Origin of the sequence: Janthinobacterium svalbardense (genome assembly GCF_002327145.1) — a bacterium.
In the GTDB taxonomy this organism is placed as follows: domain Bacteria; phylum Pseudomonadota; class Gammaproteobacteria; order Burkholderiales; family Burkholderiaceae_D; genus Janthinobacterium; species Janthinobacterium tructae.
In genome coordinates, this window is sequence record NZ_CP023422.1 from 3,481,392 (window position 1) to 3,507,140 (window position 25,749).

Consider the following 25,749-nt stretch of genomic DNA (forward strand, 5'->3'; position numbering starts at 1 on the left):
AAACTCAGGAAGCCTTCATGTTGGCGCCGTATCCTTGACCAGGCACGCCAGCCACCTTATCCAGGCGCTGGCGTGTATTCGGCCCACCCTGGACAAGGTTCCCATGACACCCACTTTCGCCCTCCTCCCCCTTTGCCTGCTCGGTAGCGCCGCCCTGGCCGCGCCCGTCCTCGACGACGCCGTGCGCCAGCGCGCCGAGGAACTCACGCGCACGGGCATGCACCCGAGCATCGTCATTGCCGTACTCGATGGCAAGCACAGCGCCGTCTACGGCTTTGGCAGCGTACATGCCGGCAAGAACATCAAACCGGGCGCCGATACCGTCTACCAGATCGGTTCCGTCACCAAGACCATGACGGCTTTGCTGCTGGCCGACGCCGTCGCCGAGAACAAGGTCAAAATCGACGAACCTGTGGCGGCATTATTGCCAGGCTATACGCTGCCCGCCTTCGGCGGCAAGACGATCAGCCTGCTCGACCTGGCCACGCATTATTCTGCGCTGCCGCGCCTGCCCGACAACTTCGCGCCGAAAGACCCGGCCAATCCGTATGCCGACTATACGCAAGCGAAACAGCGGCAGTTTCTCGCGGCCTACCACCTGCCCCGTGCGCCCGGCAGCGCCTTCGACTATTCGAACATCGGCTATGCCGTGCTGGGCACGGCGCTGGCGGCGCAGGCCGGCAGCAGCTATGAAGCGCTGCTGCAAAAGCGCATCGCCGTGCCGCTGGGCATGCGCTCGACCTCGAACACGCCCAGCCACGGCATGCTGGCGCGCCTGGCGCCCGGCCATTTGCTGTCGGGCGAGCCGACACCCGCCTGGGAGCTGAATGTAGTGGCGCCGGCAGGCGGCGTGTATTCGAGCGCGCGCGACATGGTTGCCTACCTGCAAGCGTACATGTTCAAGCCGCTGCGCCCGTATGCGCTGGCGATCCAGCCGCAGCGTCCGCTGGCGCCGGATAGTGCAACGAAAATCGGCCTGGCCTGGCTGCTGGAGCAACAACAGGGACAAAGCTACGCCTGGCATAGCGGCCAGACGGGCGGCTATACCAGCTATGCGGCCTTTACCACGGATGGCAAGCGGGGTGTGGTGGTGCTGACGAACACGGCGCGCACCGTCGATGCGCTGGGTTTGTCCGCCTTGCTGCCTGGCACGCCCTTGCCGCCGCTGAAAAAGCCGCAGGCCGCCATTGAGCTGCCGCGCGCCGCGCTGATCGAGTATGTGGGCGTGTATCCGCTGGGCGAGGAATTCACCTTGACGGTCTCATTGGGCAAGCATGGCCTGGAAGCGGCCGGCACCGGTGTCGGTTCGGCGCCCCTGTTTGCCAGCGCGAAAGACCAGTTTTTCTTCCGTGCCATCGAGGCGGAACTGGTTTTTACGCGCGATGCGGCGGGAAAAATAGTCAGCGCCGTGCTCAGGCAAGGCGGGCAGGATGTGGTCTTGCCGCGCAAGCCGTAAGACCTAGGCGGCAGGGTCTTGCATGAATTGTTCGACCCGCTCGACAAACGCCGCCTTGCTGCGCGTGCGAAATTCGCCCAGGAAAGCGTCGCTGCCCTGAATGATCTTGCCGTGCCGGTCATATTCCACCTTGCCCATCTCCAGCACGAATTCGCCGGAGGGATCGTCTTCCGGCTCGAAGTGCGAGTTGAAGCAGTAGCCCGTGTCGCGGCAATGGCCCCACAGCAGCAGCGCGCTGCTGAACCATTGCATGCTGTCCGGGCCCGGTTCCACCTCGAACAGGGTGTTGACGGTGAGGTGCCAGCCACCTGGTACGCGCAGCGGCTGCAAGGGATAGGGAAAGCGCGCCGGCTTCATGCTGTGGAGGGCGCGCGGCGGGTTTCGTAGAAGGCGAGAAATTCGCCGGCCGGCAGCGCTTTCGCAAACAGCCAGCCCTGGCCGAACTCCACTTTGCGTTCGCGCAAGTAATCGGCTTGCTGCTGCGTTTCGATGCCTTCGGCCACGATCAGCATGTTCAGGGTGCGCGCCATGGCGATGATGTGCGGCGTGACGCTGCTGGTGGCGGCGTCCGTGCCGATGGTGTCGACGAAGGATTTGTCGATTTTGAGGGCGTCGAGCGGCAGGTTTTGCAGGCTCGACAGGCTGGAATAGCCCGTGCCGAAGTCGTCGATGGCCACCGCGTGGCCACGGGCACGGGCTTTTTCGATGGTGGCGCGCGCCGCTTCCACGTTGATGAAACCGCGCTCCGTCGCTTCCAGCCAAATCTGCTGCGCCTCGATGCCGGTGCCGGCCAGCGCACGTTCCAGCACGTCGAGCACCCTGCCCGTTTCGATGTCGCTGGCGCACAGGTTGATGGCGATGTGCAGTTCGCGGTCGGCCAGCAGCGCGGCGCGCATGTCGGCGATGACGCAATCGATCACCTGGTCGGTGATGGGTAAAATCAGCTCGCTTTCCTCGGCCATGGGGATGAACAGGTCGGGCCGTATCATGCTGCCATCGGGGCGGCGCCAGCGTAGCAGCGCCTCGGCGCCCACGCACACGCCCGTATCGAGCGCGATGATGGGTTGATAATGGACAAAAAATTCGCGCCGGTCGATGGCGATCTTCAGTTCGCCCATCAGCGACAGGCGGCGGCGCGACAGCCACACGACGATGCCGACGATGAAGGCGGCCATCAGCAGGCCCAGCGGCAAGAGCAGCAATTGCTCGCGCCGCAGCCTGTCGTTCAGCTTGCTGCGCGGTTCGATCATCACGGCCGTCAAGCCATCGCGATACAGCAGCGCATGGATGCTGCCGTCCGCCGTTGGCTGGCCGGCGAGCAGGGCTTGCACCAGCGCCGGGTCGGGATGGTGCAAGGTGTCGAGCACGCCGCCCTTGCCGATGGCCACGGCCATCTGGATATCGCTGTCGATGATGACGTCAGAAAAGCGCACGGGATCGATCAGCACTTTGTAGGCGCGGTAAGTCAGCCCTACCATGCGCTTGCCGCCGCTGACGACGGGGCGCAAGTTGAAATCGAGTCCCATGCCATTGGCCAGGGTCAAATCGGCGGGCGTGATGGCGATGCGCCCTGCCTCGATACCTGTCGACGTGCATTTGAGCAAGCCGTTTTCGACATAGCCGATATCGTCGATGCTGCGCGTGGTGATGGCGATGCGGCGCAGCTGCTGGATATGCGCTTCCGAGCACGGCGCCAGGTCCAGCGCATCGGCGCTGCGCAGGGCGACGCTGGCCGAGGCGATGGAACGGTGGGCGCGCTCGAGCGCGTAGCCGGCCAGCAGGCGCAGGCGTTCCTGCTCGCCCTGCTCGGCGCGCACGGACGACAGGTAAAAGGCCAGACTCAGGGGAGCTGCCACGCCGATGACGGCGACCAGCACACTCGTGACGATGATGCGTTTTCTGCGCATATGATTACCTGCGGTAGTTATATGAATGCCATGTATTTCTCGATGGCATCATATTACAAGCAGAGGCGGCGCACGCGGAACTTGCTGAACAGTTACACTTTTTCCGCTTTTTGCACGGGCCTGGCCAGCACGAACACCAGCGCCGCTACCACGGCCGCCAAGCCGCCAGCCAGGTACGGCACGCTGGCAAAGCCGTCAATGAAGGCGTGGCGCGCCGCTTCCTGCGCCACGGCCTGCATGGCGGGCGGCAGCTGGCCGAAGGCGTCGGCCGCGTTGCCGGCGACGATGCGCCCGATCATCTCGGGCGAGGCCTTCAAACCATGCAGCCACGCCAGCTTGTCGAATGAGTCCGCCGTGCGCATGGCCAGCACGGCGCCCAGCGCGCCGACGGCCAGCACGATGCCGACAAAGCGCGTGGTGGTGCTAATGCCGGAGCCCATGCCCGTGCGCTCGCGGGGAATGCAGGCGAGGATGGCCTTTTGCGTTGTGCCGTTGAGCAAGCCCGCGCCCGCGCCCGTAACGAGCATGCCGGCCGCCACCCAGCCATATTGCAGGCTGGCGGCGGCCAGCGCCGTGGCGAAGTTGCCCACGGCGACGATCAGCAAGCCCGTCACGAGGATGCCGCGGTCATCCAGAACCCGCATGGCGCGCGGCGCCAGCCGGGAAAATACCACCATGGCGACGGCAAACGGCAGCATGGCGCAGCCGGCGAGCACGGCGGAAAAGCCGAAGGCGTTCTGCAGGTACAGCGGCAAAAAGGTCATCATTACCTGCGCGGCGATGGCGTAGCCGAACATGCCCAGCACGGCGCCGACGAATACGCGCCGGCCAAACAGGGACAGATCGACCATCGGTGCGCGCTGGCGCCGCTCCACCAGCACGAAGACCAGCAGCAGCGCCGCGCCGGCCGCAAAGCGCAGCACGGTGGCATGGCTGGACCAACCCGCCACGCTGGCGTCGATCAAGCCCCAGATGATGCAGAACAGGCCGGCGGAAAACAGCAGCGCGCCCGCCGGGTCGAAACTGGCGTTGGAGGCATCCTTCGATTCATCCACATGCTTGCGTACCAGCCACATCAAGATGGCGACGACAGGCAGGTTGAGGTAGAAAATCCAGCGCCAGTTGATGGCGCTCGTGACCAGGCCACCCAGCAGCGGCGCTACCGTCATGGCCACGCCCATGGCCGCGCCCCACACGGACCAGGCGCGTGCCCTCTCCTTTTCCGCGTGAAACGTGTGGCCGATGACGGCCAGCGCGGACGTCAGCAGCAGCGCCGCACCGAGGCCCTTGATGGCGCGCGCGACGTTGAGCACGAACGGCGTCCACGCCAGGCCGCACAGCAGGGACGCCAGCGCGAACACGGCCAGGCCATACAGCATGACCCTGCGCCGTCCCAGGCGGTCGGCGATGCTGCCGGCGGGCAAAAGGAACGAGGCGAACGCCAGCATGTAGGCGCTGACCACCCATTCCACGTCGACGAAACTGGCGTTGAGCGAGCGGGCGATCGAGGGCAGCGAGACGGCCACCACGTTGGTGTCGAGCATGATCAGCGCGCACACGCCCGAGCACGTATATAAAGTCCAGTTGGTATTTTTCATGCCTGTATTTTAAGCAGGCTTGTATTATTTTCTGTTATAAGACAAGCGCCTTATAATTCACCCATGGTGAATACAGACAAAGAGATGGAATTGCGGCATTTCCGCTGCGTGCTGGCCGTGGCGCACAGCCTGCATTTTTCGCGGGCGGCAGCGGAACTGGGCATTTCGCCGCCCGCGCTGACCAAGCAGGTGCAGGAAACGGAACAGTTGCTGGGCACGCGGCTGTTCCAGCGCAGCAAGCGCGCCGTGTCCCTGACGGCGGCCGGAGAATTGTTCGTCATTGAGGCCACGCGCGCGCTGGGGCAACTGGCGCAGGCGCAGGACGTGGCGCGACGCGCGGGTCGGGGCGAACTGGGACGGCTGGAAATCGGCTACGTGGCTTCGGCCGCATACTCAGGCGTGCTGCAGGACCAGTTTTCCCGCTTTCGCGCCAGCCACCCCGGTATCCATATCAGTGCGCGCGAATACGCGATGGATGCCCTGCCCGGCTTGCTGGACCAGGGCCGCGTCGACCTGGCCTTTGTGCGCCCGCCCCTGCACTTGCCGGACGGACTGGACAGCGTGGTGTTGCTGCGCGACCGCTTCGTGCTGGCCGTGCAGGCCGACAGTCCGCTGGCACGCCTCGGCGTCATCGGGCCGGCCGCGCTGGCGCAGCAAGCGTTCATCGTGCCGGAACAGGAATTGGGGACGCTGGAAGTGAGCCGGCGCGGCGGCTTTGCGGCGCAGGTGGTGTCGCGCCCCGGCAGCCTGGTGGCCGTGCTGACGGAAGTGTCGCTGGGCGTGGGTTGCGCCATCGTGCCCCATTCCGTGATGGCCAGCGTGCAATTGCCCGGCGTGGTATTTCGCGAGCTGGCCGCGCCGCAGATCAGCTCGGAAATCGCCGTAGCCTTCCGCCGCCATGAGCAGGCGCCCGCCGCGCGCGCCTTCATCGCCCAGCTGCGCGCTGTAGCGCTGGCTTAGCCTCAGTTCTTCAATACGGCCACGGCGTAGGTGCAAGCGGTCGCCGTTTCATTCTTGAACACGCAGTCGGCCGGCGGCCCCAGTTCCAGACAATCGCCCGCGTCCAGCACGTGGCGGGTCTCTCCTTCGATGAAGACGAGGCTGCCGCTGAGCGACCAGATCAGCTGGCGCCGCGCCACATAGGCGGCGGCCGGCATGGCCACCACCGCGCCGGGCGGCAAGCTGATATGCACGAGGTCGAGCGGCATGTCGGACGCAGGCGACACGTGGCGCCGCACATAGCCGCTCTGCGGATCGACCCACACGGGCTGCTCGGCCTGGCGCAGCAAGCGCCCTGCGCGCATTTCCGCACGGACGATCAGTTCGGACATGCTCAAGCCGAAGGCGCCCGACAGCCGCGCCAGCAAGGTGGCCGTGGGGCTGCAATCGCCCCGTTCCACCTTGTGCACCATCGCGCGCGACACGCCCGAGCGGGCCGCCAGCTGCGTCAGCGACCAGCCCAGGTTTTCCCGCTCAAGGCGCACCCGGGCGCCGATGCGCTGGTTCAATTCGTCTGGTTTAGTGGACATTTATGAGCTTCCATTCGAATTTTATTGGACAAGGCGTGGGCGGGAATCTATTATTTGTCTATTATAGTAGACGACTAGCAAGGAGATCAACGTGCAGATACGCGATGCCCACGTGGGCGACATCGAGGCCATCACGGCCATCTACAACGATGCCGTCAGCAATACCCTGGCCATCTGGAATGAACGGACGGTCGATGCGGCCAACCGCACCGCCTGGCTGGCCGACCGCCAGCGGGCCGGCTATCCGGTGCTGGTCGCCATCGATGCGGAAGGAGCTGTCGCCGGCTACGCCTCGTTTGGCGACTGGCGCCCGTTCGAGGGTTTCCGCCATACGGTCGAGCATTCCGTGTATGTGCGCGCCGATCGCCGTGGCGCCGGTGTCGGCAAGGCCTTGATGGGGGAATTGATAGAGCGGGCGCGCGGCCTGGGCAAGCACGTGATGGTGGCGGGCATCGAAGCGGGGAATGCCGGCTCGATCGCCCTGCACAAGCAGCTGGGCTTTGCGGAAGTGGGCTTGATGCGGCAAGTCGGCACCAAGTTCGGCGCCTGGCTGGACCTGGCGTTTTTGCAGCTGCAGCTCGATACGCGCAGCGATCCGGACGGCATTGCGCCGCCCGGCTGAGGTCAGGCAAGCGTCAAGGATCGATCTCCGGTGGTGGCCTGCGCAGCGCCATATGTTCCCACACGGCCACCAGAACCAGCACGCAGCTGGTGATGCAGGCCAGGGTCAACGGCGAATACAGGCGGCCGTAGGCCATCGGGATCAGCGCCAGGATGATCAGGATGCCCAGCAGATGCGACAGCGGCGGCGTGGCGCGGTCGTTGCTGACCCATTTGAATAGCGCATTGCCCAGCAGATACAGGATCGGGCCGCCCAGCAAGGCGCTGATGCCGGCAAAACTTGCTTCATCCGGATGCACCAGGGCCAGCTCGTCGGCCACGGCGCTGACGATCACGCCACCCACGATCAGCACGTGGATATACGTGTAGGCCTTGCGGGCGATGCGGCCCGGGTCCTTCGAGTGGGCGATGCGGTGGTGGCCCGCCTCGGCGCCCGTGTCGAAATAAATCCACCACATGGCGATGCTGCCGGCCAGGGCCGACAAGAAGCCCAGCCAGTTGCCGGGCGTCCATTCCAGGCCCGCAAAGGTGGCGCCCGTCACCAGCAGGGATTCACCGAGGGCGATGATGACGAACAGGCCGCAGCGCTCAGCCATGTGACCGCCATCGACATCCCAGTCGGCCGTCGAAGAACGGCCCAGGCCGGGCAGGCCGAACTGCATCCATGGTCCCGCCAAATCGATCAGCAGGGCCGCGCCCCACCAGAAGATGCGCTGCTCAGGCGACGCCACGCCGCCGGCGATCCAGAAAATGCCGGATAGCACGGCCCACAGCGTGATGCGCTGGAAATTGCGGCGGCGCGCGAGTTCTTCATGGCGCACGGCCCACCAGGCGAACAGGGGCCGCCCCACTTGCATGGCGACATACGCGCCCGCAAAGCCCAGGCCGCGCGTACCGAACGCTTCGGGTATCGAGGCCGACATGATGAGGCCGCCCAGCATCAGCGCAAACAGGCTGATGCGCACGGGAATGCGCTCGGGATCGAGCCAGTTGGTGATCCACGACGTAAAGATCCACACCCACCAGACGGCCATCAGCAGCAAACCCGTCTGCAGCCAGCCCATGGCGCTCAGGTGCGCCAGCAAGCCATGCGACAGTTGCGTGACGGCGAACACGAACACCAGGTCGAAGAACAGCTCGATCATGCCTACCTTGCCACTGTCCTGCGCGCCGCGCTGACGCAGCAGGGAAATGCGATTATTCATTTTTTTCCTTGCATAAATATCGGACCGGCGCCCGCGGCGGCGGCCAAAACGGCACGATGATAGCAGATGGGGATGGCGGCCATGGCGGCGCGCCGCGGTCGGCAGGCGTTTGCTCTTCCGGCCGAATTTCGCTACGATGGGCCGCATGCGCGGGTCACCACCTCTACCATGTATCAGCTGAATTGGCGCGGCCCCTGGCTGGCTGCCGTGCTGCTGCTATCGCTCGGTGGCGACGCCCCGGCGCTGGCGCGCCAGCTGGCCGAACCGGCCCCCGCGTGCCGGGCGCCGCAAACCATGGCGCTGACGGTCAACAGCGACGCCATCGCCACGGCCAGCAACGATATCAATGACAACACCCTGGTGGCGCTGCGCGCCAACGGCACCGCGTACTGGACGGTTTTATTGTCGACAGCGAATATCCTGCTGCAGCTGGGCGCCGACCGCGGCGATACCATCGTGACGTTCCAGAAAGGACTGACCCTGCGTTTCCAGGCCCTCGGTCCGCAGCAATATCAAATCCTCATCGATGGTCCCATTCTCGATGACGGCACGCAGTACACGCTGACTGGCAAAGTGATAGCCGTTTTTGAACGCTGTCCGGTCCCGCCCGCACCGGCCGCGCAATAAAGCCACGCATGCCATCTATTTAAGTCAATAAACCGTTTATATTCAATTGCATTGCCTGTCGGGATTGCCTGCCGCCGCGAAAAATGGCCGGCGGTGTTTTCGCGCGCCGCGCCCGGATGGCGCACCATTACTGCCTTTGCGACAATTCGAGAGAATCGCGCAAAAAAATAGGCATAGAATCGCTACTCGTGATGTGCAAGAACCGGCATGGTTATATTTCGAATCGCCGGAAACTATTTTTCGAATAAGCAAATAAACAAATATATTAATCAATTGCGGATTGATTAATATCAAATGGTTTGTCTTTATTTGAAATTGCGTATTGTACCGCCATATTTTTATGGCATGGTCGCAAAGCCGTTGCAATACCGTTTCCACCGACTTACCCAACTGCCCCGGACCTGTCGGCCACGGGGCGCCCACCGCAAGTGCAGGCCGATATCACCTCATGGAGATTGTCATGTCTAACTTACCTCGCGTCGAAGTCACCAACCATACGCTGGCCTCCGGCCAAAGCGTCACCACCAACACCACGCCGAACAGCATCGCGCTGTCCATCGCCAGCAGCGACAGCAACAACCAGACCGGCATCGCCTTCCAGTTCCAGGGCCGCACCACGTACTGGAATCCCAGCGTCAGCACCGGTTTCACGACGGCCAAGCTGGCAAGCGACACGGGCAATGGCGTCGTCACGTGGAAAGCCGGCCTGACGGTCACCTACTCGCCGCAGAGCACGGGGCTGTATAACGTGCTGCTCTCCGGCGACATCGTCGACAGCGGCACCCTGTATAACTACACGGGCTTCGTGCTGGCTACCTTTACCTCCAACTCGCAGTAAGCGGCGGTTCCGCGCCCGCCTGCGGGCGGGCGCCCTGGATGGCCGCCCGCCACCGCATCCAGGCAAGCAGCCTGGCCATCCGACGCCCTTCCGGGCCCACCCGTTGTAAACGATTGCGATGCCGCGCGGCCGCCATGCCGCCGCATCGCAGCCCGAGTCGCGTCTTGAGTGGAGGTAGTCATGGGTTTCAGCTTCGTCGCCACCGATCCCGCCAGCAAGGTCAGCCTATATGAATCGCCGCAGCAGGCGGACCATGCCTGGGCCGGCTACCTGCTGCCGCCCGTCGTGCCGCCGGCCACGCCGCCGGACAACATCAGCTATGCCGACAGCCTGTCGCCGCAGCGCATGGGCGGCTACGTGTTTGCCAGCGCCCGTCCGGCGGCGCTGGACGCGGCGCCCGGCCCCTTCATCGCCGCCCTCGCCGCGTATATCGACCAGCAGTCGCCGGCGCCGGGACTGAACCTGAACGCGCTGCTGTGGCTGCGCGACGCCGATGCAGTGCCGGCCGATTCCTTCAAAAACTACGGCTGCAGCTACAGCTATAACCCGCTGACCAAGGGCTTTGCCACCAGCAGCAATGTCAATTTCCGGCTGGGACAGGACCTGCTGTTCAACGTGCTGTCCGGCGTCGGCCTGTCCATCGACGCCGCCAGCGGCAGTCTGCGGCTGGCCGCGCCGCTGGCTACGCCGCCGGCGCTGGCCTTTCAGCGCAACGCCAGCGATATCGGCATACGCGTCACGGGCAGCGGCAACACGATTCGCACGTTCGTGCCGCTGGCGGGCCCGAATGCGGGCTGCCTGACATTTACGGCCAGCGTCAACCCTGCCGTCACCTTCGGCCCCGGCGGCCTGGCCGTCGGCTTCCCCCTGAGCGCGCGCGACACGGCCAGCGGCCAGCTGCAGCAGCTGTTCTACCCGGCGCTGAGCGCGCCCGCCGCGCTGCCGGCCAACCTGGCCTGGGTCGGCACGGTCGACCCGCTCGATCCCTACAATCAGAAGCTGTCCGCCAAGGCCAGGCTGGAAGGCGTATTGCGCTGCGGCTTGCTGCCGGCTGGCCAGCCAGCCTTGCCGTCCACCTACCGCACGGCGCTGGGCCATGCGACGGCCTTGCTGCCGCTGGGCGCCACCAGCGGGCAGCCGCCCGTGGTCGGCCTGCAGTCGGGCGCCCTGGCGTTTGGCTGCGCCGCGCAGTCACCCTCTCAGCCCGCTACCAGCAAGGCCCTGCTGACGCCGGCCGGACGCTTCGGCCTGAGCGCCAGCGGCCAGGCTGCCGGGACGCAGACAAACTTGTTATGCGGCATCTTCGGCTCGGAACAGCTGAGCATGACAACGTATGATGGCGCCGCGCCGGAGAATGACAGCCTGCTGTTCGTGCCCGCCTCGCCCGCCTACGCGTCCGTCTTCCCGTTCCAGGCCGCGACGCTGGATTTGCCCGATTCTGGTAACGTGGCCACGCCGCTGACGGCCGTTTACCTCAGTTCCTGGGCCAGCGTGCTCAAGGGCGGCGCGGCCATGCCGCAATACCATGCGGAGCCGGCGGGCAGCCCCATGTACGGCCTGCCGCCTGCCGCCCGGTCGGCCGCTTTGCTGCACGCCGTGGCCGCCGATACCGTGCTCGCCTCGACCCCGCCCGCGCTGCCCATGCCGCAGGGCGCCGCGCATGCCTTTCCCCTGCTGCCGTATGGCGGCGCCGTCAGTGGTGGCCCGCTGCAGATCAGCGCCGCCCTGCTGTCGAGCTTTGAAAGCAGCATCGTGGCCGCCACGCGCAAGGCCGTCATTTCCAGCGGCGCCGGCGCCACCTGGCAGGCGCGCGCGGCGGCCAGCCACCGCGTGCGCGGGCTGGCCGCCGGCGAGGCGGTGGCGGAAGCGCCGCACTACCGCACCACGCCGCAGGGAGCTGTCGCCACCGTGTCGAGCCAGGAGCAGGACCAGGACGCCTTCCTGTCGGTGACCCTGGGCCAGACCCTGGGCGACGGCAGCCAGGTCTTGCCGTTCGGCTTCCGCTTCCCGGACGCTACCTTGCAGGATGCCTTGCAGACCAACCAGCTGTTCCTGGTGGCCGTCAACGCGGCCCACCTGTCGGACGGCGGCGCGCGTTTCGACAGCACCGTGGGCATCGCGGGCTGGACCATGCAAGCGCAGGTGGGCCTGGGCGTGACGCCGACGTCCTACCGCAACGTGATGCTGCTCAAGTATTGCAGCGGCAGTGTCAGGGAACGCGTCGCCAATCCGAACGCCTGGTCGGGCGCGCCCGATTTTTCGCTGGCCGCCGACGCCGGCCCCGGCGTCCAGGGCATCGCCTACACGGGGCTGTCACAGTGGTTGCAGGATGTCATCGAAGCGGCCGAGGTGCTAGCGGCGGACAAGCCCGAATCGCCGTACCGGCATTTCCTGGAACTGGTCAGCGATCCCGCCTGGACGGGCGTGCTGGTGCTGCAGGCGGACCTGGATCCGTCCAGTCTGCCGGCTGGCCTGCAGGGCATCGCGGCCGGCCTCGACCTGACGCGCTTCGTCGCCCACCATTTCGGCTTCACGGCCAGCCGCGTGACGGTGCATGGCGACGGCAGCATCACCCTCGACGGCAATTCCAGCACCTTCGGCCTGGTCGACTACCAGGACCCGGCCTTCGCCGCAGGCCAGCGCAACGGCTTGCCGCCCGATACACCCATCGCCCTGCCCGACACCGACAACTATGCGTTCCGCGTGCTGCAATTGCAGGTGCTGTTCGACAATGCCGTCATCAAGACCTTCAAGAGCTACGTGCAGCTGGCCGTCAACGGCCTGCTCGGCTCGCGCGTGACGGCCACCACCTTCGGCGGCAATGCGATGCCGAACAACGGCGTGGTACTCGACGGCAGCTATATCGACCAGAATGGCACCGGCATCTACATCTTCGAGCAAGCCACGCCATCGATATTCAGCCTCGACAGCAACCTGCTGCGCCACGTGGCTTTCCAGCGCATCCAGTTCAACTGCCTGGGCACCATCGACGCGGGCGCGACCGTGCTGAACCGTTTTTCCGTGTGGGGCACGCTGGACTTCGCCAGCCTGGACGACCGCACGGGCGCGGTGCTGGACCTGCTGTCGTTCGGCGCGCTGGCGCCGGACCTGCCGCCGGACGGCGCAGGCCTGGCCTTCTCCAACCTGGTGATCGACATGCGCTATCCGCAGACGACGCCGTCGGCCGTGCGCTTCGACGAGGTGACGGCCAACCTGGCCTACGACCTCGACGCTAGCCAGGCCAGGCCGGACAGCCTGTTCAAGGGCTTCGGCCTGGAACTGGCGGGCTTTATCGCCGCCGCCGACGGGCAAAAGCCGGCCGATTTCGGCTTCCTGCCCGTCAGCACGGCGCTGAACCTGGGCACGCTCGACGGACCCTGGCACGGCGTCGTGTACGACGTCACCATGGGCGGGCCGGGCGCGCTCGTCTCGGCCGCCGGCTTCCATTCGACCCTGCTGCTGGCCTGGTCGCCCGCCAGCACCGCCGGCGACGACGAGCAAGCCGTCTTCGTCGGTCTCTCGCTGCCCGGCGCGGCGCCCGGCGCCAGGCTGATCAGCCTGCAAGGCATCTTCAAGCTGGCCATCGACAATATCGGGCTGATGCGGCAAAAAGTGCCCGACGGCGACTCCTACTATTATTGCCTGCGGCTCGACAATATCGCCATCAAGTTCCTCGGCATTGCCAAGCTGCCGCCCGACGCGAACATCCAGTTCTTCCTGTTTGGCGACCCGAAGAATACGGGCAGCCTGGGCTGGTATGCCGCGTACATCGCCGATGCGGCCGCCCGGCAGGAGCCGAAGCAGGAGCAGGCCGTGCTGCCATTGCCTGCCATTTCATTGGGGAGCGCAGCATGACCAACGTCGTGTACTGGAATATCGAGAACTTCGGCATCAACAAGGTCAACAATCCCAGCCGCAAGCGGCCCCGCTATGGCGAAGGCGGCCGCTGCGGCGGCAACCTGCCGGCCGTGGCCGCACTGCAGCGCCGCAACCATATCCTGACCATCCTGCGTGCAACGCAGCCCGATATTTTCGTCCTGATCGAGGTGTCGGCCAGCGCGACCGGCGCCGGCGACCTGGCGCCCGACACGGGCGGCCTGCAGGGCGCGATCTTCCTGCTGCAACAGCTGCGCAACGACCCCACCGACCCCAACCGCGATGCCTGGCGCATGGTGCCGCCGCTGAAAGTGGGCACGGGCGGGCGCACGGAATCGGTCGCCGTGCTGTACCGCGGCATATCGGGCACGGCTGGCACGCCCACGGAAGTACGGCGCTATTTCACGGGGCCGAACGTGTGGACGGGCGGCGGCGTGTCGGCTGTGGCGGCCGGCGCCGTGCCCGCCGCCTACCCCGCCGGGGGCGCCGGCGCGCCCAATATTCAGGATTTGCTCAACCCGCAAGGGCAGCCGGCGCGCACCATCCCGGCCGGCGCGCAGTACAACGGCGGCCTGGCAGAGGGCATGGCGGCGGCGCGCATCGCCTTCGCGCCCGCGCCGGCGCCAGCCGTGCCGCCCGTCGTTGGCGGTCTGGTCAATTTCAACGGCTTGCGCCAGCCCTTCATGGTCAGTTTCGTGGAAACCAACCAGGCCAACGTCATCACGCGCAACCTGACCCTGTTTGCCGTGCATGCGCCGCCCAACCACGGCGGCGCCACCAATTTCATCAATATTCTGCTGCGCGGCGTGCTCGACGTGGCGGCGGCGCCTGCCGGCGCGCCGCACAATGAAATCAAGCTGATCTGCGGCGACTTCAACCTGAACGCCATCTACGCTCAGCCGCCCGGGGCGGGCGGGCGAACCACGGCCTACGACCAGTTGCGCACGATCAACTACGTGCCGCTGCTGAACCCGCCGCCTGCCATGCCGGTGGCACCGAACCTGACGCTCGACGCGTATCAGGGCTACCTGGCCACGCATATCCGCCCCAAGCGCACCAAGCAGCAGTTGACGCAGCAATCGCGCTTCCTGTGGTCCGACAATACGGCCGGCGGCGCGCTGCTGGCGGCGCCGTATCCGGGCTATAACTATATCGGCAGCGATATGGTGAGCAACTTTTTCTCGATCGACAATATGCTCGTCAACCCGCTGGTGCTGGCGAATAACTACCAGTTCACGGTGATGAATCCCGTGTCGGGCACGCCGTTCACGGCGGCGGGCGCCATGCCCCCGGACGTGCCCATCGGCACGCGCCCGCTGCCCGCGCAATTTACGAACTTGCCTGCCGGCATGGCCTGGCCGCAATCGCCGGCGGCCGTGTATGCCGTAGGCCAGGCGCGCACGCTGAACGGCTGGGCCAATTACGGCTATCTGCGCAGCACCAGCGACCACCTGGCGCTGTTTGCCGTGCTGTAGACAGAGCGTCGGGCGGGTGCAAGCGTCCGCCCTGGACATCATGACTGATTCAAGGAGCAAGTTCGTATGGCCACCACCGATACCGCGCTGGAAAACCTGCAGCAAGCCATCGTCGACGCCGCCAGAAGCGGCCCGTTCGCCCTCGATGCCGCCTTCCTGGAAGCGGGCCTGGCCGACCCGGACGTCGCGCCGCCCGAAAAATTCGACGCCATCATCGGTCAGGCATTCCAGATCGACGCGGCGCAGTTCCTGATCAGCTGCGCCGCAGCCGATGTGGGCGCCGTGAGCGACGGCGTCTTTACGGTCAGCAAGGCGAGCCTGCCCTTCATCGGCGGCCTGCTGCACACCCCGGCCACGCTGGTGTTTTCCACGCAGCCGGCCGCCGCGCGCACGCCGGGCGACAACGGGGACGACGACGGGGATGACGCGGCCGTGCTGGTGGTGCAGGTGGCCGCCAGTCCCGCCGACTGGAACTGGGATAGCAGCTTTCCCTTCATGGGCGGATGGCCATTCAGCGAGTTGCCGCTGGCGGACGCGCTGCTGGTGTTTTCCAGCGCCGACGGCGTCTATCCATGGGGTGGCGACGACGGGCTGTCCGTCACGGGCGGCGCCAAGCAGAACCTCAGCGCCAGTGTGGCCCTGCCCGCCTTCGTGACGCCATTTCTGGAACTGTTTTCCGACCTGGCGGCGCCGCCGGGCAAGCTGCAGATCGGCGGCTACCTGGACATGGCGCTGTACGACGGCAAGACGTTCGAACTGGGCGGCCTGATGCCCAGCGGCGTGCTGTCGGCCACGCTCAGCGAGCTCGACTGCACTTTCGCCGGCTACCTGCGCGTCGCTGCGCCCAGCCTGACCGTGACCATCCCGCCGCCCGTCGATGCGCCGCCGCCCGACGCCCTGCTGCTTGACGGCGGCATGCAGCTGCTGCTGCGCGGCGACGGCGAACCGGCCGACGAGGAAGCGGCCGACGGCGACCAGACCGCCACGCTGGCCCTGACGGCCACGCTCAGCGTGGAAGGCGCAGGCGCCACCGACTACACGCTGTCGCTGCTGCTGCAGCCATCGAACGCCGACGGCGACGGCAACTACGCGGTCAGCCTGGAAGCGGGCAGCGACGGGCCGCCCCTCAGTCCCGGCGCCGCCATCAGCCTGATCGGCGGGGGCGCCAGCTATTTCCGCGCCACCCCGGCCGTGCTGCAGGAGTTCCTGACGTCGTTCGGCCTCGGCGGCATGACCATCAGCGGCAGCATCCCGCCCAAGGCGCCGCCCACGGTGGACCAGGTCACGCTGCAGCTGCGCACCGTGCGCGGTCTGAGCTGGCAGCCTATCCCGGCGCCCACGCCCGCGCTGAGCTTTACCGTCACCTCGTTCTTCCTCGACTGGACGGCTTACCAGCCGCTGGCGAGCAAGGCCAGCGGAAAGTCGCGCTATGAATACCTGTTTGGCACCACCTTCACCCTGTTGCCCACGGTATTTCGCAACCTCGACGGCACGCCGGGCGGCGAATTCGACGTGCAGTTCAACTCGGCGCAGCTGTTCCAGGCCAGCTTTCCCGGCAAGGCCACGCTGTCGGACTTCCTGTCCGTTGTCTCGAACGGCCTCGTCAGCCTTCCCGACAGCATCCAGGCCGAGGTGTCGAATATCGTGCTGAGCATAGACGGCGCGGCCCAGTCCTTCGCGTTTTCCAGCGACTACGCCATCAGCCTGTCCTTCCTGACGGTGGGCGGCGCGCCCATCCTGAGCATTTCGGACGGCCAGATCAGCCTGTCGGGCATCAGCGCCACGGTGGCCGCGGACAAGCAGGAAGACGCGCTGGCCCTTGTCGAGGCCGGCAACGCGGGCGCCGGCACGGCCTGGGCCGGTTCCATTTCCGGCTTGCTGGGCGTGGGCGCCAGCCTGCAGGCGGCCGTCAGCGTGGCCTACAGCAGCCAGGAAACGCCGCCCCGCTGGACCCTCTCCGCCTCCCTCGCGCAAGAACTCGACGTGGGCGAGATGATCAAGCAATTCTTTGCCGCCGGCGGCATCTATGATTTCCCCCTCTTCTTGCCGGGCAACCTGAAGATTTCCGCGTTCGCCATCGAAGCGGTCATTCCCAGCGGCAAGCCCAGCACGGACCTGGCCACCAGCTACACGGTCGACACCACCTTTACCTGGCTGTTCATGCTTGGCCAGCAACAGATCGGCTTGGAGAAAGCCACGCTCTCGGTGCAGTATGACGGCGCCAAGCCGGCCGCGCAGCAATTCTCGGGCAAGGCCGATGCCGTATGGATCTATACCGCCATCAATCTGAAACTGGGCTTCGGCTATGCGTTCCAGCCGACGGACAAGGGACCGAACCACACGCTGTACGTGAGCTGGGAAGGTTTCACGGCAACCTATACCAGCGGCAACGAAATGCTCAGCTTCACCCTGGCGGGCTGGTCTCTGGGCAGCCTGATCCAGGCGCTCGTGCGCACGCTGGGCGATCCGTATTTCGTGCTGCCGTCGCCGTGGGACTTGCTGAACCAGGTCACGCTGGACGGCCTGTCCATCAACGTGTCGCTGAAAACCGGCGAAAAGAACCGCCTCAGCGCCACCTACACGCTGAGTTCCCCCCTCAACCTCGGATTCATCGTCATCCGCAGCATCGTCTTCAAGCGCAATACGGATGGCAAGGTGACCCTGGCGCTGGACGCCAGCGTGCCTCCATTGCTTAAAGGCAGCATGGGCGACTTGCTGGACCCGGACAAGGGACAGGACGTGGAAGAGATGCCCAGCGTGCCGGGCGCCGGTTCCAGCTATTTCAAGGTCTTCCTGCTGATGCTGGGCCAGCGCGTGGCCATCAACGGCGCGTCCGACTTCAGCTCGACCAAGGCCGTCATCGACGCGCTGGCCGGCGTGCCGCCCACCACGGGCAAGAACAATCCCGTCAACCCGGGCAGCGGCGTGCAGGGCCAGCCGTATTACCAGCCGGACAGCAACTGGCTGATCGCCGCGCATTTCGGCGTGCTGCAGACAGCCGGCGTGTGGGCCATCGACGTACAGATCGTCTTCAACGATCCCAACCTGTACGGCTTGCGCCTGACCCTGGGCAGCCCCAAGATGGGCGGCCTGGCCGGCCTGGTGGTCGATATCCTGTACAAGAAGATCAGCGACGACGTGGGCCTGTTCCAGATCGACTTCACCTTCCCCGACAGCATACGCAACCTGAACTTCGGCGCCGTCAGCGTGGTGCTGCCGATGATAGGCATCAAGATCTACACGAATGGCGATTTCCTGATCGACATCGGTTTTCCCTACAATATGGACTTTACGCGCTCGTTCAGCTTTAGCGCCATCGTCTACGGCGTGCCAGTGATGGGCTCGGGCGGCGTGTATTTCGGCAAGCTGTCGAGCGCGACGGCGACACAGGTGCCGAAAACCGATCTCGGGTATTTCAATCCCGTCATCGTTTTCGGCCTGGGCCTGCAGCTGGGCCTGGGCTACAACTTCGTCAAGGGGCCGCTGAAAGCCGGCTTCGCGCTGACCGTGTTCGGCATCATCGAAGGCGTGATCGCCACCTACCATCCGTACGACCGCAGCAACGCCGTCGCGCTGGCCAACGCCGGCGCGTCCGGCAGCGTACAGGAAAGCAGCTACTTCAAGCTGACGGGCACGTTCGGCGTGATCGGCATGCTGTACGGCGAAGTGGACTTGAAGATCATCAGCGCTTCGCTGCTCGTCAATATCACCGTGTCGGTACAGATCGGCTACGAATCCTACCGCGCCATCCCCCTGTCCGTGACGGCCTCGGTGCGCATCAGCCTGCGCGTCAAGATCGACCTGGGCATCTTCAGCTTCACCATTTCCGTGGGCTTTTCCGCCACCGTCAGCGCGCAATTCCGCATCGGCAGCGACAGCCGCGCGCCGTGGGATGGCGGCGGCGCGCTGCGCCTGGACAGCCTGGCGCGCGGCCGCGCGCGCACCTTGCCGATGGAACTGCAGGCCGCCATGCTGCACGCCGGGCCGCGCCGCCAGCCGCGCCGCGTGCTGCGCAGCGATACCAAGCCGCTGCTGCAACTGGTGACGGCGCCACAATTCACGGTGCTGGCGCCGCAGGGCGCCATCGCCAGCAGCGCGCAGCAAGGCGCGTTCGTCTGCCTGTTCGCCATGGATGCGCCTGACCCGGCCGCCGGCGGCGCGGGGACAGGCACGACCTCGTTCGACCTGCTGTGCAAGGCGTATTTCCCGTGGCTGCTCGACGCCTTGCAGCCGGCGACGCGGGCCGACGGCGCGGCGCTGGACCTGGCCGCCGCCGCGACCGCCAGCGTCACTTTGACGCAGCTGGTGGCGGGCATCCAGGTGCTGGCCGACCCCGCCATGCAACCATTCGGCATGGGCGACCTGCTGCAATTCCTTGCCGACAGCTTCATCGTGAACATCAGCGCGCCGGGCGCCAGTATGGACGGCGCCACGCTATTCCCGCTGTTCGACGGACTGCGGCTGGACGTGCCCGACCCGCAAGGCGGCGCCGGCACGCAAGCGATCGACCTCGAGACCTACGCGACGGCGACGGAACAGTACCGCAGCACGGTGGCCGGCGTGCTGCGCCAGGTGGCCGCCAAGGTGGGCAAGGCGCCCGCCAGGCCCGCGCTGCTGGCGCAGGACGACGCTGGCGCCGAATCGATGGCGGCCTTCATCTTCGTCGACGTCTTCAGCCTGATCGGCCGCGCGCTGCTGCAATCGGCCATCGATGCCTTCGACAATTACAGCTATGCGCTGCAGCCAGGCGACAGCATCGCCAGCATCGTCGCCGCCTTCAACCGGGCCGGTAACGCCATCGACGCGGACGACGTGTCGCTGCCGAATGCCACGTATGGACTGAACGGCGCGCTGCCGCTACAGGTCGGCGGCCTGTCCGCCGTGATCCAGGCCGGCGATACGCTGGCGGCCATCGCCGCCCGCTACACGGATCCGGCCGGCGCTGGCGGGCGCTGGCAAACCACTGCGGCCCAGCTGATCGGCGCGAATGCGGCGCCGCGCGCGCTGCGCACGGGCGTGATGCTGGTCTTCGACTTCGGCGCCGGCGCCGTCAGCCACGTCACCGCTCCCGGTGACAGCTTCGGCGCCATCGCCGCCGCGCTGGGCGTGCCGCTGGCCGCCCTGGCGCAGCAGGCATCGCTGTATGCGCGCGCCGACCTGCTGTTGCCGACGGCCCTCCTCGCCGTGCCGCCGCTGGCCTATGCATCGGTTGCCGGCGATACACTGGCCAGCATCGCCAGCCACTTCGCCACCACGGCCGCCGCGCTGGGGCGCGACAATGCCGGCGTCGCCGATCTGTTCGCCGCGGCCCCGGGCCGGCTGGCCATCGCCCGCCTCGATGCCTTGCCGCTGGAGCAGCTGTGGTGCGGCGTGCAGGCCAGCGGCGCCGTGGCCCAGGCGGCCGGCCAGGTCGCGCGCTTCATCACCTATGGCTTGCGCCTGCCGGTGGCGGCGGGCCTGAGCCTGTCGCCATCCTTCCTGTATAGCAAGACACAGACCGACTACGCGCTGTACCAGCTGACGGGGCAGCAATTCCCCACGCCCGCCAGCGCCGCCGGCGGCTACCGCATCGGCCTGGGACGCAATGCCATTTCGCATGGCGTCGCCCTCGATTTCATCACCTTCGCCGGCGCGCCCGGCACCAGCCTGCCCATCGATCTGGACGCCGCCTACGGCTTGCTGTCGGGCGTGCTGGCGTATGCGCAGGCGGGCAGCTTCGTGCCGTCGCCTGCGCTGCATATCCTGCCGCTGGCTTCCTTGCAGCCGCGGCAGTTCCCTGCGGCAGGCTACGCCGCCTGGATCACCGCCGACCTGGCGCGCCTGATGGGCGTGACGTCCGGCGCCGCTTCAGCGGCGCGCGCCGCCAGCCAGGCCACGCCCGCGCCGTATCTGTGGCAATTGCCCGACGCCATGCTGGCCAGCATCACCCAGCGCCAGGATACGCTGCAGGCGCTGTACACACAGGCGCAGTACGCGGACATGCTGGCCCTGATGCCCGCCTATCGTCCCCGCATCGGCAACACGCCGCCCAACAGCAGCAGCACGGTGTTCCAGGACTTGAGCGGCTATGCCTACGCCACGCGCGTGGACTTCCAGATCACGCGCATGCCGGCCGCCACCGTGGCCACCAACGACGCCAGCGGCACCGCGCTGGCCAGCGCCGCCACCCTGGCCCACGTCTACGAGCTGGTGGGACCGTCGGCCGCCGATGCCCAGCGCCTGCAATACCTGCTGAGCGGCATGGCCGCCGTGGGCGAAACCCTGGTGGCCGGCCTGTTCCTGCTGTATAGCGAAGGCGGCAGCGACCAGGTGGCGCTGACGGGCCAGGCCGATGCCGATTACCTGTGCTTCCTGACGCAAACCAATCTGTCCACGGAAAGCCATCCACCGGCCAGCCGCATGCTGCTGGACGCGGCGGGGACGGCCTTGCCGCGCGGCATAGCCAACAGTCCCTCGCAATTCATCAAGCTGCTGTGGGAGCAATCGGTGGTGCGCGGCGGCGGCTACTATCTGTATTTCGAGGACATGGTGTCGGGCGCCGGCCTGCCCCCATCCGTCTTCGACGCCACGGGCACGGCCACGCTGACGCTGGTGGTTCCGCTGGCGCGCCCGGCGGCGGGCGCCGCCGACACCGTGCCGAACTTCGTCAACGCCCTGCTGACTACGCAGGCGATCGATCCGCAGCAGGACGTGCTGGTGTTCGAATCGCTGAGCAAGCCGGCCAAGACCCAGCCTTTGGCCCACGCCGCCACGAGCACCCTGACCGCCCTGGCCGCCACGTATGGCATGGGCGTGGGACAGCTGGCGCGGCAAAACGCCGTGCGGCCGCTGCGCGCCGGCGCCAGCGTGCCCGTGACCGGCATCCTGCACCAGCTGAACCAGCAAGACATGGCCGCGCCCGCGCAAGCGCTGGAGCAGCTGGCCGCGTATTACTCGGCCGGCGCCACCCCGCTGAGCGCGGCGCAGATCGCCGCCTACAATCCCGGCGTGACGGTGGCGCTGGGCGCGACCATGCGCATTCCGCCGCTCGTCTATCGCGTGCCAGCCACGTCTGACGCTCCCGGCAATACCTTCACCGCCCTGGCCGCCTACTATGGCTTGTCGGTGGACGCCTTGGCCCTGGGCGCGGCCGACACCGCGGGCCTGTACCCCGATGGTGCCGTGCTCGACGTCGACAGCCTGGCCCTCGATGCGCAAGCGACCTTGGCGCCGGGCAACCTGTCGTTCCAGCTCAAGCGAAGCAACGACGGCGTGCCCGTGCTGCCGCCCGATCCCACGCCGCAGCAACAGCAGCAATATGCGCAAGCGACCCTGTCTGCGCTGTACAACACGCTGTCGGCAGGCCTGGGCCACAACCCGTATTTCCTGCCCAGTCCCTACAGCCTGCCCTTCGGACCGCAGGACCATGCGAACGACAGCGATGGCGGCAACGATGGCGACGATGGCGAAGCGCACCGCCGGCGCTATGCGGCCGCGGCCCTGGCCGATTACGACTATCGCCAGGCGCTGGGCTACCTGGGCAACAACAGCGACGGACGGCCGTTCGCCACGCTCAATGCGGCGCCGGCCAATCCGCCGGCCGGCCTGCCGCCCGCCGCCGACAATCCCTACCTGGGCGTGGGCGGTCATGCGTCGCTGGCCCTGCGCTGGCAAGACCTGTTCGGCAACACCACCGTCACGCCGTTCGAGGCGCCGCCGGCCGGTTACACGGGAGCGCTGGACCAGGCCCCCGCCGCGCTGCGCTACACGGATCGCCTGCTGGGCCTGTCCGCCTGGCCGAAAGTCCAGGCCAGCTACCTGTACGACACGGATGCGGGCGGCGCACCCGCGCTGCTGCTGACCTTGCGCATGGATGGCCTGGCCTACGCCACGCCAGCCGATGCGATGCAAGACTTGCCCACCTACCAGCGCCTGTACTTTCAGCTGCACCAGGACTATACGGGCCTGGGCGTACCCGGACTGAGTGGCAATGCGGTGAGCATCTCCCTCAGCAACTCCCTGCTGGCCACGCCGCTGCAGCCGCTGGGCGAGGCCCAGTCGCGGCAGGTGCGCGACTTCGTCGCCGCCTGCGCCATCTACTTGCAGGCGCTGGCCGGCGGCGGCAGCGCCACGGCGCCCGCCGCCACGCTGTCGGTGCCGGTACCGCTGGCGCAACTGGCCAGCGCCAACCGCATCGCGCTCGACGTGGCACTGGTGCTGACGCGCCAGGCCATCCTGCTCGACCCCGTGCTGGCGGCCCTGCCGGACGGCGCCAGCGTGGTCAGCGCCGTGCTGCCGCAGGCCGACACGAATGGCGGCGCCTCCAGCTACACCACGTTTGCCAAGGCGCTCGAAGCGTGCCTGAAGACGCCGCAATGGTCGATGCGCGCTGGCGCGGGGCTGACGCGCGTGGGCAGCGCAGGCCAGCAGACGCAGCAGTTGTTCGCCGTGCGTTTCAGCGACACGCCCGGCCAGGGCATCCATTTCCGCCTGGGCCAGCAGGCCAGCTACTACGCGCCGCTGCCCGTTGCCAATTCGCTGGAAAGCCGCATGGTCAGCATCGACGCCTATCCGACCAATACGCCGCATGCGCTGACGCTCAATAGCGTCGACCTGAACCTGTGGCTGCAAAGCTGTCTCGACGCCATCGACAAGTTCCTCTCGGCCACCTATGCGCCGCCCGCCTACATCCTCGATCGCCTCAACGGCATCGCCGATCCGCTGCAGAGCGGCCAGCTGGGCCTCGTACTCAAGGCGAAACAGACGCTGGCCGACGCCATCAGCGCCACGGTCAGCCCCGTGCTCAGCAGCAGCGCGGCGGACGAAGCCACGCGCTTCAGCGCGGCCGCCACCATGCGACAGCAGCTGCTGACCACCCTGGGACCGGCCTTTGCCGCCGGCGCCGTGGTGGTGTACGGCGTAGACCAGATCACGGGCGTGGACGGCATCTACGCGGCCGGGCCGCCCGCGCTGTACGGCCAGCCCGCCGGCGCGGGCACAGCCGGCGGCACTGCGGACGGCGCGGCCGGCGACGGCAACCAGAACTACACCTTGTTCCCGACCCGGCTGCCGCTACAAGGCACGGCCGCGCCAGAGCAGAGCCGGCTGTCATTCAACTTCATCTCGAAGAATGTCGAAGGCCAGGCCTATGTGCCGCTGGACTTGCGCTATCAGATCACGCACATGGAATTCGACCAGCAATTCGTGCCCGGCATCGAAAACTACGCACAAAGCCAGTGGCTGCTGTTCATCACCGGTCCGTTCGAGGTAGCGCTGGGCAATGGCACGCAATATATCCCCGTGCTGAACCGCGCCCTGCCCGTGCCGCCCACCGTCAACCGGCAGACCGCCACCGCGTCCGCCGCGCCGCAGGCCGGCCGCATGCGCCTGGCCGCCAACAGCTTGCAACCGGCCCAGCTGGCCCAGTGGGATTACAGCTTCAGCTATACCTATCGCCAGGCGGCGCAGGATGCCGTGCATGTCAGCGTCGTGCTCAACGTGCCGCCGCAGGCGGCCAGACTGTCCGCAGCGGCCGGTCCCGACCTGTTTACGGCGCTGGCCGCCTTCGTCAGCAACTATCCGCTCATCTCGGCTGACCTCGACGCGTTCCTCGCGCCCCTCGATGGCAAGCAGGATACGGCCGATAGTATCGCCAAGGCAACACTAGCCACCACCGCCTTCCAGCAACTGGTGACCCAGGTGGCAGCCAGCTATGGCGGGCATTTCGGCGCGGCGCGGCTGGCGGCGGCGCAAGGCGAAGCCAGCGTGGCCGTGGAATTCGACGCGCGCCTGGAAGACCATGGCGGCGACGCCTGGTATGCGCTGCTCAATGTCACCGTTGGCGGCGCGCCCGCCACCTACGACCCGCTGGCCGGGACCCTGAGCAACGGCGCCGTCAGCGTGCCCGTGCCCGTGCTCGACATCGATGCGCAGCGGTACCGGGCCACGCCGACCACGCCCACGCCGCCCGATGCGCTGCTGGCCTACCGCTACGCGGCCATCGCCGCCGACGCGCCCGACCTGTCGTTTGCCGCCGCACTGGCCAATACCGGCCGCGAGGTGCGCATGCCAGGGCTGAACGTGATGGTGTACAAGAACGCCCAGGCCGCGCTGTACGTGCAGCGCAACCGCTATCTGTGCCCGCCCAGCCAGACGCAGGTGTCGACCATGCCCGCCTTCCTGTACCAGACGCCGGTCGTCAAGTTCAGCGACCCCATCCTGCCGCGCCTGAGCTGGCAAGGCTATGATTTGCGGCAAGTCGCACCGGTGGGCGGCAGCGACGTGGCGGCCTACATGAGAGGCTTCTTCAACGCCCTCTTCACGGGCGCCTCGGGCAGCGTGCGCATCGCCATGGATGGCAGCTATTCCTACAGCGTGATGCCGGCCGTGGCGGGCTTTCCCCGCACCTCGCTGCCGGTCAGCCTGCTGCCGGCCGTGCTCGCGCCCATCGATGCGGCCCAGCCTCCCGCCGCGCCCATGGCGCTGGTGGCCCAGGTGCAGCAATGGTATGACACGCAGCAGCCGACCACGGGTGGCGGCGCCGCCATGGATTTCCGCCTGAACTTCTTTACGGACGGTGCGCCAGAGCAACTGCTGCTGTCGCTCGAAGATGTGCGCTGGGTGGTGCGGCCCTGACGC

Annotated in this window: 13 protein-coding genes; 8 read left to right on the forward strand and 5 right to left on the reverse strand. The window is 66.8% G+C overall.

What is annotated here, in order from left to right:
* Positions 1–103: 103 nt before the first annotated feature.
* Positions 104–1,456, forward strand: coding sequence for a serine hydrolase (locus tag CNX70_RS15480; protein ID WP_096235417.1), 1,353 nt, complete (start codon positions 104–106; stop codon positions 1,454–1,456).
* Between the two features lie 3 nt (positions 1,457–1,459).
* Here CNX70_RS15480 and CNX70_RS15485 read toward each other — a convergent pair whose 3' ends face one another.
* The 3 genes from CNX70_RS15485 to CNX70_RS15495 form a co-directional block, all read right to left on the reverse strand.
* Positions 1,460–1,813: a hypothetical protein gene (locus CNX70_RS15485; protein ID WP_096235418.1), complete on the reverse strand. Its 354-nt coding sequence runs from the start codon at positions 1,811–1,813 to the stop codon at positions 1,460–1,462.
* Positions 1,810–3,363 (reverse strand): EAL domain-containing protein, encoded by a 1,554-nt coding sequence (locus tag CNX70_RS15490; protein ID WP_096235419.1) that lies wholly within the window; start codon positions 3,361–3,363, stop codon positions 1,810–1,812. The genes CNX70_RS15485 and CNX70_RS15490 overlap by 4 nt, the downstream gene beginning before the upstream one ends.
* A 92-nt stretch (positions 3,364–3,455) precedes the next feature.
* Positions 3,456–4,961, reverse strand: a complete 1,506-nt coding sequence (locus tag CNX70_RS15495; protein WP_096235420.1) for an MFS transporter — start codon at positions 4,959–4,961, stop codon at positions 3,456–3,458.
* A gap of 63 nt (positions 4,962–5,024) precedes the next feature.
* Between CNX70_RS15495 and CNX70_RS15500 the strand changes: the two genes are divergently transcribed.
* Positions 5,025–5,921 carry a LysR family transcriptional regulator gene (locus CNX70_RS15500; protein WP_244198812.1) on the forward strand — a complete coding sequence of 299 codons (897 nt, stop codon included), beginning with the start codon at positions 5,025–5,027 and terminating at the stop codon, positions 5,919–5,921.
* Positions 5,922–5,923: 2 nt separating this feature from the next.
* On the opposite strand, the gene CNX70_RS15505 is transcribed toward CNX70_RS15500, so the two are convergent.
* Positions 5,924–6,490 carry a helix-turn-helix domain-containing protein gene (locus CNX70_RS15505; RefSeq protein WP_096235421.1) on the reverse strand — a complete coding sequence of 189 codons (567 nt, stop codon included), beginning with the start codon at positions 6,488–6,490 and terminating at the stop codon, positions 5,924–5,926.
* 91 nt (positions 6,491–6,581) lie between these two features.
* On the opposite strand from CNX70_RS15505, the gene CNX70_RS15510 reads away from it, so the two are divergent.
* Positions 6,582–7,112, forward strand: coding sequence for a GNAT family N-acetyltransferase (locus CNX70_RS15510; RefSeq protein ID WP_096235422.1), 531 nt, complete (start codon positions 6,582–6,584; stop codon positions 7,110–7,112).
* Positions 7,113–7,125: 13 nt separating this feature from the next.
* Here CNX70_RS15510 and CNX70_RS15515 read toward each other — a convergent pair whose 3' ends face one another.
* Positions 7,126–8,316: a low temperature requirement protein A gene (locus tag CNX70_RS15515; protein WP_071077348.1), complete on the reverse strand. Its 1,191-nt coding sequence runs from the start codon at positions 8,314–8,316 to the stop codon at positions 7,126–7,128.
* A 168-nt stretch (positions 8,317–8,484) separates the two neighbouring features.
* Here CNX70_RS15515 and CNX70_RS15520 point away from each other — a divergent pair, with 168 nt between their 5' ends.
* The 5 genes from CNX70_RS15520 (at position 8,485) to CNX70_RS15540 (ending at position 25,746) form a co-directional block, all read left to right on the forward strand.
* Positions 8,485–8,943 (forward strand): hypothetical protein, encoded by a 459-nt coding sequence (locus tag CNX70_RS15520; protein ID WP_157751044.1) that lies wholly within the window; start codon positions 8,485–8,487, stop codon positions 8,941–8,943.
* Positions 8,944–9,403: 460 nt separating this feature from the next.
* Entirely contained in the window at positions 9,404–9,781 is a 378-nt protein-coding gene (locus CNX70_RS15525; RefSeq protein WP_096235424.1) for a hypothetical protein, read from the forward strand.
* Positions 9,782–9,961: 180 nt separating this feature from the next.
* Complete coding sequence (locus tag CNX70_RS15530; protein WP_096235425.1) at positions 9,962–13,636, forward strand: hypothetical protein; 3,675 nt, start codon at positions 9,962–9,964, stop codon at positions 13,634–13,636.
* Positions 13,633–15,132, forward strand: coding sequence for an endonuclease/exonuclease/phosphatase family protein (locus CNX70_RS15535; RefSeq protein ID WP_096235426.1), 1,500 nt, complete (start codon positions 13,633–13,635; stop codon positions 15,130–15,132). The genes CNX70_RS15530 and CNX70_RS15535 overlap by 4 nt, the downstream gene beginning before the upstream one ends.
* A 66-nt stretch (positions 15,133–15,198) precedes the next feature.
* A complete protein-coding gene (locus CNX70_RS15540; RefSeq protein WP_208624424.1) occupies positions 15,199–25,746 on the forward strand; it encodes a LysM peptidoglycan-binding domain-containing protein in 10,548 nt (3,515 codons plus the stop codon).
* The last annotated feature ends 3 nt before the right edge of the window (positions 25,747–25,749 follow it).

Coding starts and splice junctions, on each gene's coding strand:
- CNX70_RS15485 (WP_096235418.1), bottom strand. CDS start 1,813: ATGAAGCCGGCGCGCTTTCCCTATCCCTTGCAGCCGCTGCGCGTACCA.
- CNX70_RS15535 (WP_096235426.1), top strand. CDS start 13,633: ATGACCAACGTCGTGTACTGGAATATCGAGAACTTCGGCATCAACAAG.
- CNX70_RS15525 (WP_096235424.1), top strand. CDS start 9,404: ATGTCTAACTTACCTCGCGTCGAAGTCACCAACCATACGCTGGCCTCC.
- CNX70_RS15490 (WP_096235419.1), bottom strand. CDS start 3,363: ATGCGCAGAAAACGCATCATCGTCACGAGTGTGCTGGTCGCCGTCATC.
- CNX70_RS15480 (WP_096235417.1), top strand. CDS start 104: ATGACACCCACTTTCGCCCTCCTCCCCCTTTGCCTGCTCGGTAGCGCC.
- CNX70_RS15515 (WP_071077348.1), bottom strand. CDS start 8,316: ATGAATAATCGCATTTCCCTGCTGCGTCAGCGCGGCGCGCAGGACAGT.
- CNX70_RS15520 (WP_157751044.1), top strand. CDS start 8,485: ATGTATCAGCTGAATTGGCGCGGCCCCTGGCTGGCTGCCGTGCTGCTG.
- CNX70_RS15530 (WP_096235425.1), top strand. CDS start 9,962: ATGGGTTTCAGCTTCGTCGCCACCGATCCCGCCAGCAAGGTCAGCCTA.
- CNX70_RS15505 (WP_096235421.1), bottom strand. CDS start 6,490: ATGTCCACTAAACCAGACGAATTGAACCAGCGCATCGGCGCCCGGGTG.
- CNX70_RS15495 (WP_096235420.1), bottom strand. CDS start 4,961: ATGAAAAATACCAACTGGACTTTATATACGTGCTCGGGCGTGTGCGCG.
- CNX70_RS15500 (WP_244198812.1), top strand. CDS start 5,025: ATGGTGAATACAGACAAAGAGATGGAATTGCGGCATTTCCGCTGCGTG.
- CNX70_RS15540 (WP_208624424.1), top strand. CDS start 15,199: ATGGCCACCACCGATACCGCGCTGGAAAACCTGCAGCAAGCCATCGTC.